Annotated in this window: 13 protein-coding genes; 5 read left to right on the top strand and 8 right to left on the bottom strand. The window is 63.9% G+C overall.

The genetic code is table 11. The features are described from left to right. Positions 1 to 1,140: a UDP-4-amino-4-deoxy-L-arabinose aminotransferase gene (gene arnB, locus P7C00_RS16525; protein ID WP_404936875.1), complete on the bottom strand. Its 1,140-nt coding sequence runs from the start codon at positions 1,138 to 1,140 to the stop codon at positions 1 to 3. Between the two features lie 457 nt (positions 1,141 to 1,597). Between arnB and xerC the strand changes: the two genes are divergently transcribed. Then, positions 1,598 to 2,533, top strand: coding sequence for a tyrosine-type recombinase/integrase (xerC, locus tag P7C00_RS16520; protein ID WP_346633030.1), 936 nt, complete (start codon positions 1,598 to 1,600; stop codon positions 2,531 to 2,533). An 11-nt stretch (positions 2,534 to 2,544) separates the two neighbouring features. Here the strand turns inward: xerC and P7C00_RS16515 are convergent, their stop codons facing one another. Next, positions 2,545 to 2,757, bottom strand: a complete 213-nt coding sequence (locus P7C00_RS16515; protein ID WP_346633029.1) for a DUF4880 domain-containing protein — start codon at positions 2,755 to 2,757, stop codon at positions 2,545 to 2,547. Between the two features lie 224 nt (positions 2,758 to 2,981). Between P7C00_RS16515 and P7C00_RS16510 the strand changes: the two genes are divergently transcribed. Together P7C00_RS16510 and P7C00_RS16505 are read left to right on the top strand one after the other, a co-directional pair. After that, the gene (locus P7C00_RS16510; RefSeq protein ID WP_346633028.1) at positions 2,982 to 3,437 is read left to right on the top strand and encodes a glucosaminidase domain-containing protein; all 456 of its coding nucleotides are present in this window, start codon (positions 2,982 to 2,984) and stop codon (positions 3,435 to 3,437) included. Next, positions 3,431 to 3,901 (top strand): hypothetical protein, encoded by a 471-nt coding sequence (locus tag P7C00_RS16505; protein WP_346633027.1) that lies wholly within the window; start codon positions 3,431 to 3,433, stop codon positions 3,899 to 3,901. The genes P7C00_RS16510 and P7C00_RS16505 overlap by 7 nt, the downstream gene beginning before the upstream one ends. A gap of 18 nt (positions 3,902 to 3,919) precedes the next feature. On the opposite strand, the gene P7C00_RS16500 is transcribed toward P7C00_RS16505, so the two are convergent. The 6 genes from P7C00_RS16500 to P7C00_RS16475 all read right to left on the bottom strand — a co-directional run bounded on the left by P7C00_RS16500 (position 3,920) and on the right by P7C00_RS16475 (position 9,387). After that, positions 3,920 to 4,237, bottom strand: a complete 318-nt coding sequence (locus P7C00_RS16500; protein WP_346633026.1) for a hypothetical protein — start codon at positions 4,235 to 4,237, stop codon at positions 3,920 to 3,922. Further along, the gene (locus P7C00_RS16495; protein ID WP_404936874.1) at positions 4,234 to 4,944 is read right to left on the bottom strand and encodes an AzlC family ABC transporter permease; all 711 of its coding nucleotides are present in this window, start codon (positions 4,942 to 4,944) and stop codon (positions 4,234 to 4,236) included. Before P7C00_RS16495 ends, P7C00_RS16500 begins: the two co-directional genes overlap by 4 nt. Positions 4,945 to 5,017: 73 nt before the next feature. Then, positions 5,018 to 6,505, bottom strand: a complete 1,488-nt coding sequence (locus tag P7C00_RS16490) for an aldehyde dehydrogenase family protein (protein WP_404936873.1) — start codon at positions 6,503 to 6,505, stop codon at positions 5,018 to 5,020. 177 nt (positions 6,506 to 6,682) lie between these two features. Then, positions 6,683 to 7,153 (bottom strand): sn-glycerol-3-phosphate transporter, encoded by a 471-nt coding sequence (locus P7C00_RS16485; protein ID WP_404940014.1) that lies wholly within the window; start codon positions 7,151 to 7,153, stop codon positions 6,683 to 6,685. A 90-nt stretch (positions 7,154 to 7,243) separates the two neighbouring features. After that, positions 7,244 to 8,728, bottom strand: coding sequence for an alpha/beta hydrolase (locus P7C00_RS16480; RefSeq protein ID WP_404940012.1), 1,485 nt, complete (start codon positions 8,726 to 8,728; stop codon positions 7,244 to 7,246). Continuing rightward, positions 8,719 to 9,387: a helix-turn-helix transcriptional regulator gene (locus P7C00_RS16475; protein WP_404936872.1), complete on the bottom strand. Its 669-nt coding sequence runs from the start codon at positions 9,385 to 9,387 to the stop codon at positions 8,719 to 8,721. Before P7C00_RS16475 ends, P7C00_RS16480 begins: the two co-directional genes overlap by 10 nt. A gap of 224 nt (positions 9,388 to 9,611) precedes the next feature. Between P7C00_RS16475 and P7C00_RS16470 the strand changes: the two genes are divergently transcribed. Both P7C00_RS16470 and P7C00_RS16465 read left to right on the top strand, forming a co-directional pair. Then, positions 9,612 to 11,027, top strand: a complete 1,416-nt coding sequence (locus P7C00_RS16470; protein ID WP_404936871.1) for an MFS transporter — start codon at positions 9,612 to 9,614, stop codon at positions 11,025 to 11,027. A gap of 37 nt (positions 11,028 to 11,064) precedes the next feature. Beyond that, positions 11,065 to 12,384, top strand: a complete 1,320-nt coding sequence (locus P7C00_RS16465; RefSeq protein ID WP_404936870.1) for a DUF6687 family protein — start codon at positions 11,065 to 11,067, stop codon at positions 12,382 to 12,384. The last annotated feature ends 37 nt before the right edge of the window (positions 12,385 to 12,421 follow it).

Genomic DNA, 12,421 nt, shown 5'->3' with positions numbered 1-12,421 from the left:
TCAGTCCAGGAGGTTGGCAATGGCACCGGAGACCCGTACGACATCGTCGAGGGTCATGTCCGGGAACAGTGGAATCGAGCATAGACGCGCCGAGTTCCATTCGGTGTGCGGTAGCCGCACATCGGGGAAGCGCTGTCGGTAATAGGTATGCAGGTGAGTGGCGATGAAGTGGATGCCGGTGCCGATGTTCTGTTCCTGCAGGCCCTTCATGAAGGCTTCACGGTCCAGGCCGCAGCGTTCGGCGTCGATACGCAGGATGAACAGGTGCCAGGCGTGCTGCTGCGGGTACTGGGGCAGGTGCAGGGGCTGCACCGGCAGACCTTTGAGGCGTTCCAGGTAAGCCTTGGCCAGCACTTCGCGCCGGGCGTTGATTTGGTCCAGGCGCTGCAACTGCACCAAGGCGATGGCCGCGTTGATGTCCCCCAGGTTGTACTTGAATCCGGGTTCGATCACTTGGGCCTGGGGCTTGCGGCCGTGGGTCAGGCGATCGTAGGCGTCCACGCCCAGACCGTGGAACTTGAGCATGCGCACCCGGTCGGCCAGGGCCTGGTCGTCGCTGACGAACATCGCACCTTCAGCGCAGGTCATGTTCTTGATGGCGTGGAAGGAAAAGATCGCCGTGCCCTGGGCACCGATGGCCCGGCCGCGATAGACGGTGCCGGCGGCGTGGGCGGCATCCTCAATCACCGGGATACCGTGCTTGTCCGCCAGGACGTACAGCGGGTCCAGGTCGAAGGCGGCGCCGGCGTAGTGCACCGGAATGATGGCCTTGGTTCGTGGCGTGATGGCCGCTTCGATGGTGGCCGCGTCGCTCATCAGGGTGTCGGGGTCGACATCGACGAATACCGGGGTAGCCCCCAGCAGGCAGATCATGTTGGCCGTGGAGACCCAGGTCTGGGACGGGGTGATCACTTCGTCGCCGGGGCCAATGCCCAGGGCCAGCAGGGTGATGTGCATGGCGCCGGTGGCCGAGGACAGGGCCACGGCATGGCGAGCACCGACGCGCTCGGCGAATTGCTGTTCCAGTTCCTGGTTTTTCGGGCCGGTGGTGATCCAGCCGGAGCGCAGAACCTGCTCCACTGCAGCTATCTCTTCGTCGCCAATACTCGGACGCGAGAAGGGAAGGAAAGCCTGGTTCATGGTTACCTCGGGTTTAGCTGATGCCGGAAATACGGGGTGTTGCGCGTGAACGAACGGTTCAGGAAAAGCGGGGGAGGTCATGCAGTCATCAAGGCTCATCCAGTTATTGGGCCGGGGTGGCGATCCATGCAGCGTTTGAGTAAAGACGATGTTTGTTAAAAGTAAATGCGGATCAAGATGTTATCTTGGCAACCTGAGAAAACACTGCGTTTGGCAGGTGGCGTGTTGGTGGCTGAGATTAAGCGGAAAAATGTGAAACGAATATGAAAAATAGGGCAAAAGTCCGTTTTTCTGCGGGCCAGACAGCTGCTGTTCAGTTTGTTTATATCGTTGTGAATCAATCCCCTGGCAGCGACTGTTTTAGCTGTTCTGCAGTGACTGTTAAAGGGACTGCCAAGCTTGTTCTTTTCGGCTTGCTCCGGGTGTCACCGGGTGCAACCTGGGGGCTGGAGTACCGATGAATAGCCAGCAACATCAACCCTGTACTGCCATTGCCAACCCGTTGCGCCTGTACCTGGCCCGTTTGGCGCCCTCCAGCCAGTCGACCCTGCGTTACGTGCTGCAGGACGCCGCCGACCGCCTGGGGTATGACGAACTCAACCTCGAGGACATCCCCTGGCACCAACTGCAACCCGAACAGGTGACCGCCCTGGTGGCCACGTTGCGCCGTGACGGCTATGCCCCGAGCACCTCGTCGCTGTACGTCAATGCCCTGCGCGGAGTGATGAACGAAGCCTGGCGCAGCAGCCTGATCAGCCAGGATCACCTGCTGAAAATGCGCTCGGTCAAGGCCATGGGCGGTACACGCCTGTCCCGGGGGCGCAATCTCAAGCGCGGCCTGATCCAGGAACTGATGGCGGTGTGTGCCGCCGATCCGCGTCCCCAGGGCGTGCGCGACGCGGCCATCATTGCGGTGCTGTACGGCTCGGGCATGCGCAAGTCCGAATCGGTGAACCTGGACCTGGCCCAGGTGGACTTCGCCCAGCGCAGCCTGCAGGTGCTGGCCAAGGGCAACAAGCAACTGATCAAGTACGCTCCCTCTTGGGCCTTCGACAAGCTGCAGGCCTGGTTGGAACTGCGCCGTTCGTACCTGCCCGAAGGCCTGGAGGACGATGTTTTTCTGTTCAACCGGATTCGTCGCGGCGGTCATATCACCCGTGAACGCATCAGCAAGCACGCCATCTACTACATTGCCCGCCAGCGGGGCGCCCAGGTCGGCGTGCGGATCATGCCCCACGACTTTCGCCGTTCGTTCATTACCCGGGTGATCGAGGAACATGACCTGTCGATCGCCCAGAAGCTGGCGCACCACACCAATATCCAGACCACCGCCAGCTATGACATGCGTGACGACAACGAGCGGCGTCGGGCCGTCGATCGCTTCGACCTGTGAGTGTCAGCCGTTCAAGAGGTCGGCAGGGAAGGGGACAGATGCCCGGTAAAATCCCAGGCCTCAAGCATTTTCGCGTATTCAAACGCGTGGCTGGGATCGCTCTGCAGCCAGTCTTCGAAAGCCCGGCGTTCCTCCAGGCTGCAATCGGCCTCGCGCAGGCGTATGCACCAATGGGCGGCCTGCATCATCAAGTATTCATCTGCTTCGCTGGCAGGACTGTTCATCGCTCTGTCCTTGTTCAAAGTGGCGCGGGTCATGAGGGCGACGTGCGGCACGTAGAAATCACTTGCAATCTAGAGTGTATAACGAGAAAAAAGCGTCAATTTTTTGCGTGAGATCAGTCATTCGTGTCGGCGCACCGGTCTGAGGCAAGGCCTGGATGCTGCTCTATAATCGGCATGTTTCACCTGTGGCAAATGGAATCGACCAGTCAAATGAGGGAGCAATCGTGAGCGCCAAACTGTGCAACAACACCAATGCCGTCACCTTCGTCAGTAAATACAAGGCGGCTTGCCAGCCGATCGCCGATCAACTGGACCTGCCGGTGGAAAACATCCTCGGCCTGGCAGCCCAGGAGAGCCAGTACGGCGCCGGACGCATTGCCCGCGAGCTCAACAATTACTTCTCCCTGCATGCCCCGGCGCCCCTGCAAAGCGGTGCCGAGGCGCCCCAGGGCAACGCCAGCATCAAGGTGGCGAAGTTCGACTCTTTCCAGAAATGCGCCCAGTCCTTCGCCTTGCGCTATGGCTCGTCGGTCCGTAGCAAGCGCGACCCCATGGAGTTCGCCCAGGCCCTGGTGCGCAGCGGCTACAACAGCGGCGACGCGGCCACCGGTGGTCGCAACGGTTTCGCCGAGTACCTGGCGAAGATCATCGTCGCGGTCAGAGGGCGCATGGCGTGCTGAGAAAAAATCCCCACTCATGGTTGCTGGGCCTGCCCCTGGCCTGCGCCGCGCTCGTCGCCTGCGCCGGTAACGCCCTGCAGCCGGCCGAGGTCAAGGCCACAGGCCTGACCCGCGAGCAGGCCCAGGAAGTGCTGCTGGTGGCCTTGAAGCATCAGGACTATCAACTGAACAAGCCCGGGGTCTTTGTCGATGGTGACCTGCAGGACGACAGCGGCCAGCCGCCGCATCCGGGGTACTTCGACTTCAGCCTCGGCTACAACGACCCCAAGGCCGGCGCCACTGAGTACTGGGGCCTGTTCTCGGTGAGCACCGCCACCGGCGATGTCTGGGAAATCAACAGCTGCAAGCGTCTGGACGGCAGTGAGTTGCGGGCCTTGCAGGGACAGATCATGGCCCGTACCGGCAAGACCCTGGTGGATGAAGAACCCCAGCGCCAGGGACTGGGTTGCGAGGATGAACAATAGTCCCGGCACCGGCCTGCATCAGGCCGCGGCGGTCAGGTGCAGCACCGCAAAATAGGCCGCCGTACCGATCACTGCGCTGCTGATCAGGCCCAAGCGGTTGCTCAGGGCGATGGCCCCCACCAGCAGCAGGGACACCGAGGCCGCCAGGGGCTCGCGGCTCATCTCGCTGAAGGCGATGTACACCGCGAAGTTGATGAACACTGCCACCGGCAGTACCCGCTCCAGGCAACGCTGCAGGCCGGGCTGCAAGCGGATGCTGACGAACGCCGGAATAATCCGTACCAGGCAACTGGTGGCCAGCAGTGCAGCGATGGTGACCCAGGCCGAATCGCTCATAGCTTGGCCCTCGTCAGCAAGGCTGTGGTGATCAGCACACTGGGAATCCAGAAATACAGGGGGCCCAGGAACATGATCAGTACCAGGGTCAGCGCCACACAGAGCGCCACCATCGACAAGAAGGCCAGGCGGCGTTCGTGCGCAAGGCTCAAGCGGCTGCGCAACTGCGCCAGCGACAGGTACATGAGCACTACGCTGGCGGGGTAGCCCAGGTTGACCTCGGTGCCGATCCACTGCAGAGGCAGCCATTTGCCCAGCAATGCCCCCAGAACCCCGGCCAGTGCCCAGGTCAGGAAAATCGTCCCGCGTATCATCAGCAGCGTGGCCGGACTGTCCCGTTCGTGCTCGGTGGCGTAGGCCTCGTCCCCCAGCATATGGGCCGCACCGACCTTCTGCAGGAACCCCCGGGGCAACCGCGGGCTCGAGGTGAAGGCAATGGGCAGGTAGCGGCTGTTGATCGAGGCCGAGACCAGCAACAGGGTGAAGAACCCGGCTCCCGACTGGGCCAGGGGCAGGGCGGCGAACTGACCGCTGCCGGTGAATCCCAGGAGCCCCACCAGCGCCACCTCCAGCAGCGACCAGTCGGCGCGACCGGCCAACAGACCGAACAGCATGCTTACCGGGACAATCGCCAACGCGGCCGGGGCCACCCTGCGCAGGGTGGCTGGCGTGCTTTGCGCTAACGGCATCTGTTGCTCGACCTGCATAGGTTTCTCCACCTTTGAATCACTGCTGCAATAAACAGACAAGAACATCATCTCTTTGAGCTTTCTCCCTGAACTATCTCCCCGGCGCGACCTCGTCGAAATCGTACGAGGCCGATAGTTCCTGCCCGAGGTCGTGACGAATAACGACCGTCTTGGGACGCCTGAAAGCGTCCAGTGCCCTGGGTGCCAGGTCGTCGAGCCAGCGGTTGCCATCAGTGGCGCTGTCGCCAGTGAGCGCCTGGTTGACCCGGACCCGAGTGGCCAGGAGCCGTTGGCAGGCCAGCAGCGCCTCAGCCGGATCATTGGAAAACAGGGTCGCCTCAACGCTTGCGGGACAGTCGTTGGCCAGTTGCACGGCTTCGCCAAGATCGGTCACCCGGCGAATGAGGGCCACCGGCCCCAGGCATTCTTCCTGGGTAATGGCCATGTCGTCGTCGATCTCGGTGAGGATCACCCACGGATGGAACCAACCGAGCACCGGCGCATCCGGGCATTCATCCCCGCCTGCCACCCGTGTCGCGCCTTTGGCCAGGGCATCGTTCACCAGCCGCATGACCTTTTGCTGCGCCGCTTCGCTGATCAACGGGCCAATGGAGCAGGCCGCCTTGTGCCCTTGACACTGGACGCGGCTGTGCTCGATGAACTGGCGGACGAACTGATCATGGATCGATTCTTCGACAAAGAAGTGCTGGATCGACAGGCAACTCTGGCCACTGCGACCAAAGGCGGCGCTCACACCGCAGGCAGCGGCAAGGTCCAATCGGGCATGCCGGGACACGATCATCGAGCCGCGCCCGGCGCTCTCGATCACACAGGGTTTGAGCAGCTCCGCGCAGGTCACCGCCACCGCGCTGCCGGCGGCGACACTGCCGGTGAAGGCCACGGCGTGGGTGCCGGAGGACTGCAACAGCCATTGTCCGGTGCGCGCGTCTCCGGGGATGCAGGACACCAGGCCCGCCGGCAGGCCGACAAAGTGCTGCATGAACGCCAGGGTCGACAGGGTGGCGTGTTCCGCAGGTTTGACAATGCAACTGTTGCCTGCGGCCAGTGCTGCCGCCACCGTCCGGCACATCAGCTCGATGCCCTGGACAAACGGCAGGATGTGCACGCTGACCCCGTAGGGCTCGTAGCGCAGCTGGCACAGTGCCGCGCCGGGCGTGCCGTGGGCTGGAGCAGGGCTGCCGGCGTCGGTCAGATCCGCGTAGTAGCGCAAGATCCCCGCGCAGTGGCTCAGCTCGCGGTTGGCTTCAGCCGGGGACAGCGCCTGCTCGAGGATCATCAGCTGGACAATCTGTCGGTTGAGGGCGCTGGCGGCTTCGATGCTGTCCGCCAACTGATGCAACAGTGCCCTGCGCTGATCGCCGTCCAGCAGGCGCCACAATTCATGGGCGACGTTGGCCGCATCCACGGCCAGGCGAATATCGCTCTTGTCGCAATAGGCAATCTGCCCCACAGGCTCCAGCGTGGCCGGATTCACCGCCTGGCGGGAATCACTGCCAGACGCCGGAAGGAACAGCGGATTGATATAGAACTGCGGGGTCCGGGGTTGAAATCCGTGCATTGGAAGGTCCCTTTCCAAGTGTGCCGGGACTGGCAACTGTGTGGACGCCGCACCGTTGAAACCTGGGCGTTGACGGCCTGGGCAAAGACCCGGGGCGGCGCCGCGGTCATTCGTCGGGGGAGTCTAGGAAAGGGACTGGGACAGCGTCTTGTACGATTGTGCGACTTTGCCGGGTGCTCAGAAGCGATAGCCCACGTTGACCATCACTGCTGCAGCGCCCAGCACCACCAGTTCAGTGCCCACCGGCCCGTAATGCACGCCCAGCGCAGGAATCAGCACCGGCGCCACGCCAAAGTGGTTCAGCGGGATCTTGTCCTTGTAGTCGCCCTTGTAGCCCTGGATCAGGCCGCCGCTGAGCTTGGCGTAGACCGGCCAGTCCGCATGCTCCCAGGCCTTGCCGACGTAGGCGTAGTAGGAACGCTGGGAGAAGGAGTTGCGAAAGGTGCTCACGCCCCATAATTGGCCGTCGGCGTAGTTGTGCTCCAGGCCGATCAGGTCCTGGTGGTTGTTGTGGTCGGGATCGTTGCTCCAGTGGTTGGTGTAGACGCTGGTCTGCACGTTCCAGTAGTCCTGTTGCTCGGCGGCTTGCAGCGTCTGGGTGGCGGCGGCCAGCAGCAGGGCCAGGCTCGCGGCTTGGGTTCGAAGCATGGGTTTCATCAGGATTCCCTGCCATCACGGCAGTCGTGCCCCCTCGCAAATCAAGGGGGGAAAAGGGCGCTGACGCTAACACCCGACCATTCAACGAATCAATGACTGAACTGTTGCTTGATCTATATCAGCTTCGATGCGCTGCATCAGGTAGGGGAAGAACGGGTTGGCGGTCAGGCGCATCAGCTCATCCATGGGTACCACCAGCACGCCGCGTTCGCCGCGGGCGGCGATGGTGCCCAGGTGCACGCCGAAGTCTTCTCCGGGGTTGGGCTGGGTCCCGTACAAACCGTCGTCCACAGGGAACGGCAAGGCCACGTGGGACAAGGAAAACACCCCGGCCGGATAGGCCAGGTCCAGGGGCCGCCGACGGCTGTCCAGGCTCAGGGCTGGGGTGCTGATCTCGTCCAGGTTCGCACCGCCGGCGCCTTCATTGGTCAGCACCCGGGTGCTGTAGTTGCGCGGCGGTGCCGGCAGCAGGCTGGCCAGGGAGGTGAGACTGGCGGGGTCCAGCAGGCCTTCGAAGTCGCGGTCCCGGTTGAGGTCGAAAATCACCAGTTCACTGCCATTGGCCGGCAGTTGCCGGTACAGGCCGGTGACCAGGGCGGGGGTACTGACCGTAGCATCGGTCAGTGACTGGAAGCTGAGGATCGGTGGCAACCGGTCCAGGCGTGGATCGCCCACCCTGGCCAGCAGCTGGCTTTGCAGGGCGTCGGTCAGCAGCCAGGACTGGCGCGCACCATTGACCGGAAACGAGTTGTACTTGAACGGGTTGTACTCAGGGCGCAGGTTCAGCCAGGCCGCCTTGCTGAAGGCCGGAAACACCGCCGGCCAGCCGGCCAGACCGGCAAAGCGCGCCGATGGGGCCACGCCGATCATCGGCGAAATCAGCACCAGGCGCTGGGCTTGTGGCAACTGCGGATCGTCGAGGGCGTCCAGGGCGTACTTGACTGCCAGGGCGCCACCGTTGGAGTAACCGACGATATGCAAGGGCCCAGGCGCCGGGACTTCGGCCCGGGCGGTACGCAGGGCCAGGCGGGTGGCGGCCAGCCAGTCCTGCCAATGGGCGTCGGTCAGGCCCGCCGGCACGGTGCCGTGGCCGGGCAGGCGCAGGCCGATGGCCAGGTAGCCGTGTTCGACGTAGCGCCGGGCAACGTGGCGCAAGCTGTAGGGCGAGTCGGTCAAACCGTGCAGCAGCACCACCACGCCCCGTGGCGTGCCTGGGGGCCGCAGCAGGTAGGAGCGGTTCCAGTCGGTGGCAAAGCGGGGCGGGTAGACCCGGCTGTCCACGCGATAACGGTTGAAAGGCGGGACCTGGGTCGGGTCCAGGCGGTCGCTGACTTCATGCCGGACTTCGGCAAACAAGCTGTCCTCGGCCTGCAGCCAGGCCGCCCAGTCAGCGCTATCGATCTGTTCGATGCTCAGTTCATGGGGCACCCGCAGGTGCCAGGGTTGCAATGCCGGACCGCGCTCACTGTCGAAGGCGCGCCAGGCCAGCAGGGTGAATGCGGCAACGCCAAGGATCAGCGCGCCGCGCTTGAGCAGGCGGGACAGGGCAGGAGCGATCACGGGCAGGGACTCGGTTGAGTGGCACAGATGCGATAGACGCAGCGTCGATCGCCAGTAATCAGGTGTTCCACGCGCTGCACCTGGCCCAGCTCGCCAATGGCGGCCTGGAACACCTGCAGTTCGGAGCGGCAGAAGCCCTGGCACTGCTGGGCGGCGACACAGATCGGGCAGTGACTCTCGATCAACAGCCAGCCGTCGCCGTCGGCCTCGACGCTGGCCATGTAGCCGGCGACTTCACGGATCTGCGCCAGGGCCCGGACCCGCTCTTCCAGGGTCGGCAGCGGGGCGCAGACGTCGAGGTACTGCGCCGTGTTGACCCGCTCCATGTCAGTGACGATGCGCTCCACGCCGTCGGACCCATAGACCGCGCGAATCGAGTCGATCAGTTGCAGGGTCAGGTGGGCATGGGTGTCGGGAAAGCGGGCCTGGGCCTGCTCGGTCAACACCCATTTCTGCGACGGACGCCCGGCGCCCTGGGCCGGCATCATCTGCCCGGCGATCAGTTCACCGTCCAGCAGCTTCTGTAGCTGCTGGCGGGTGGCTTCCAGGGAGACCTTGAGCAGCGGGGCCAGGTCGGCGGTTTTCAAGGGGCCGCGGGTTTTCAGCAGAAACAGAATCCGCTCGGCGGTAGCTCCGGGGTTCTTCTTCTCGGCAGGGGAGGACATCGAGGACATGCTGGGCCATTAACCAATGCGCAAGTGGGGTATCAAGGGCGTACAGGACGCGGCAAACCACGCAAGCATAACAGGCTGCAGCCTCGGGACCCGGCCATTGTCGCTCTTCGAACGGCGGATTGGGCAAGGGGGCTAAGCCATGAAAAATTAATTATCAAAGTAATTGCTTGTGTAATACAGTGCGGCTTCATCGAACAACCCGAAGGGAGCAAAGCATGGCTTCGACAAGCGGATGGTCGGCACTGTTACTGGGCAAGAACGGACTGCGCTCGGCAGCCCTGGCTGGTGGCGTGGCACTGCATGCAATCAACGTGTACCTGGTCACCACGCTGTTGCCTTCGGTGGTCAAGGATATCGGCGGCCTGGACTATTACGCCTGGAATACCACCTTGTTTGTGGTGGCCTCGATCATCGGCTCGGTGCTGTCCACCCGAGCTCTGGGGGTACTGGGGCCGAAAGTCGCCTATGCCCTGGCCGGGCTGGTGTTCATGCTCGGTTGCGGCCTGTGTGCCCTGGCCCCGGACATGGGCTGGCTGATCTTCGGGCGCAGCGTCCAGGGGCTGGGCGGAGGGCTGTTGTTCGCCTTGCCCTACGCGATGATCCGGTTGGTATTCGATGAGCCGCTCTGGCCCCGGGCAATGGCGCTGATTTCCGCCATGTGGGGCGCGGCCACCTTGATCGGCCCTGCAGTGGGCGGGGTCTTCGCCGAACACGGAGCCTGGCGTGCGGCGTTCTGGGTGCTGCTGCCGTGCACCTTGCTGTTCATGCTGTTGGCGATCGCCCTGTTACCGGGGAAAAGCCGTGAAGCGGTGCCGCGCAGTCCTATTCCCGGCCTGCAACTGGTGTTGCTGACGGCGGTGGTGCTGGCGATCTCCATTGGCAGCATTACGCCTTCACCCGGGTACAACGCCTTGGGCCTGGGAGTCGGCCTGGGCCTGCTGCTGGTGGTGGTGCTCGTGGAAAACCGCTCCCGCAAACGTCTCCTGCCCCGTGACAGCCTGAAGTCCGGCAGCCCCTTGCTGGCGCTGTACCTCTCCATGGCGCTGCTGGTGGTGGGCATGACCAGCGAGGTCTTTGTGCCGCTGTTCCTGCAAGTGCTGCACCAGCAGACTCCCTTGCTGGCGGGTTACATCGCCGCGCTGATGGCGGCCGGTTGGACCCTGGGGGCGATCTTCAGCTCCGGCCTGAGCCCCCGGGGTGCGTCCCGCGCCATCGCCAGCGGGCCATTCCTGGTGGTGGCCGGTCTGCTTCTGGCCTGCCTGTTCATGCCCGCTACGGCTACGCCAGTCCTGAGTCTGGGGGCGGTGTGCCTGGCCATGTTGCTGGTGGGCACAGGGATCGGCCTGGCGTGGCCGCATCTGTTGTCCCGGGTCCTGGAAAACGCTACCGATGATCAGAAGGAGCTGGCAGGTGCCTCGATCACCACCGTGCAACTGGTGGCCACGGCCCTGGGCGCGGCGCTGGCCGGGATGATTGTCAACCTGGCCGGCCTCAGCTCCACCGCAGGCGCTGCCGGTGCGGCCCAGGCCGCGGCCTGGCTGTTCGGTCTCTATGCCGGGGTGTCGGCACTGCTGTTTATCAGCATGCGCCAGGTCCGGCGCAGCCATGCCCGGGCCCTGGCCGAGGCTTGAAGCCTACCTGGATTCATCACTTGGCAAGGACGTACAGATGAACAGCCTCAATACCGCAAGTCAGGAACAGGGTTGGCTTTTCGATCCGGGTGTCGCCCCAGTATTCGCGCACCTGGACCTCAGGCTGCTGGGAGGACGCGCCATCGGCATTGCCGACAATCAGTTCACCGATCTGCTCAGCGTTCTCGGCGGCCCCGGCTGCGGGGTGCGCAATGGCAACCCCAGGGATTTGCGCCAGGAGAATCTGCGCCAGTTCAGTTATCGCCTGGACGGTTCGGGGGAACTCAAAAGCGCAACGCCGGCGCTGCGGGAGCTGCCCCAGAGACTGACCTCCGGCGCCGGCGAAGCGCCGCTGGAGCTTGGCCTGCAACCCTGGCGCCTGGGGCCCCACAGCCCCTACGGATTCCTGCCCCTGGGCCAGACCCGCAGACGGGACAATATTTCCCTGGACTCCATCGACAATCCGGCCACTGTGCTGACCCTGTCCCATTGGCCGGCCAACAAGACCCCCAGTGCCTACAAGGCCAACCTGTCCACCGCCAGTGCCCTGATTTTTCTTCAGCAGGGGCTCAGGGTGGAGCCGGCGCAGGTGATCACCAGCGACCATTTCGATCTTGACGGACTGGCCTCGGTCTACGCCTTCCTGGCCCCCGAGCATGCTCTGCGGCACCGTCAATTGCTGATCGATATCGCTCGACTCGGCGACTTCACCCGGGGCACTTCGCCCCAGGCCCTGCACTGCGCCTTTACCCTGCATGCCCTGGCCGCCCGAGTGCGCAGCGACAGTCAGGGTGGCAACGACCGGCAACTCATGGCGCGCTTCACCGCACTGCTGCCGCAACTGGCCGATGTGCTGGATAACACCCGGCGTTACACCGAACTCTACCGTCCGGCCATGCAGGACCTGCAGCGCAGCACGGCGCTGGTGGAGCATCCCGCCACACGGATCGAGAAATACCCGGATATCGATTTGGCGATCTTTCGCCTGCCGCAAGGGGCATGGCAGGGCGAGGGCGAGTACTTCGGCCTGTCGCCGGTGGCCTTGCACAATCGCAGTCGCTGCGCGGTGCTGGCCATCGTCAACCAGGGGCGCATCGAAATCCGCCAGCGTTACGAAAGCTGGGTCGAGCGCAGCAGCGGCATTCCCCGGGCCCGTCGGGACCTGGCGATTTTCGCCCGGGCCCTGCAGGAAACGGAGCGTACTCCAGGGCAGTGGCACTACGACGGGGTGCAGGCAATCATGCCGAGCCTGAGGTTTGTCGCCGACCGGCCCAGCAGCCACTCCAGCGACAAGCTGCTGGCCGAACTGCGCCAGTTCCTCGACCAGGCCCCGGTGGCCTGGGATGCCAACCTGTAGGAGCCGGCTTGCCGGCGAAGCGGCTTTTGAGGCTTGT

The sequence above is a fragment of the Pseudomonas sp. JDS08PS003 genome, from assembly GCF_045013505.1.
In the GTDB taxonomy this organism is placed as follows: domain Bacteria; phylum Pseudomonadota; class Gammaproteobacteria; order Pseudomonadales; family Pseudomonadaceae; genus Aquipseudomonas; species Aquipseudomonas protegens_B.
This window is presented reverse-complemented; position numbering and strand designations above follow the sequence as displayed.

Excerpts from the sequence above, each read along its gene's own strand:
- arnB (WP_404936875.1), bottom strand. The coding sequence starts at position 1,140 with ATGAACCAGGCTTTCCTTCCCTTCTCGCGTCCGAGTATTGGCGACGAA.
- xerC (WP_346633030.1), top strand. The coding sequence starts at position 1,598 with ATGAATAGCCAGCAACATCAACCCTGTACTGCCATTGCCAACCCGTTG.
- P7C00_RS16515 (WP_346633029.1), bottom strand. The coding sequence starts at position 2,757 with ATGAACAGTCCTGCCAGCGAAGCAGATGAATACTTGATGATGCAGGCC.
- P7C00_RS16500 (WP_346633026.1), bottom strand. The coding sequence starts at position 4,237 with ATGAGCGATTCGGCCTGGGTCACCATCGCTGCACTGCTGGCCACCAGT.
- P7C00_RS16495 (WP_404936874.1), bottom strand. The coding sequence starts at position 4,944 with ATGCAGGTCGAGCAACAGATGCCGTTAGCGCAAAGCACGCCAGCCACC.
- P7C00_RS16490 (WP_404936873.1), bottom strand. The coding sequence starts at position 6,505 with ATGCACGGATTTCAACCCCGGACCCCGCAGTTCTATATCAATCCGCTG.
- P7C00_RS16485 (WP_404940014.1), bottom strand. The coding sequence starts at position 7,153 with ATGCTTCGAACCCAAGCCGCGAGCCTGGCCCTGCTGCTGGCCGCCGCC.
- P7C00_RS16475 (WP_404936872.1), bottom strand. The coding sequence starts at position 9,387 with ATGTCCTCCCCTGCCGAGAAGAAGAACCCCGGAGCTACCGCCGAGCGG.
- P7C00_RS16470 (WP_404936871.1), top strand. The coding sequence starts at position 9,612 with ATGGCTTCGACAAGCGGATGGTCGGCACTGTTACTGGGCAAGAACGGA.
- P7C00_RS16465 (WP_404936870.1), top strand. The coding sequence starts at position 11,065 with ATGAACAGCCTCAATACCGCAAGTCAGGAACAGGGTTGGCTTTTCGAT.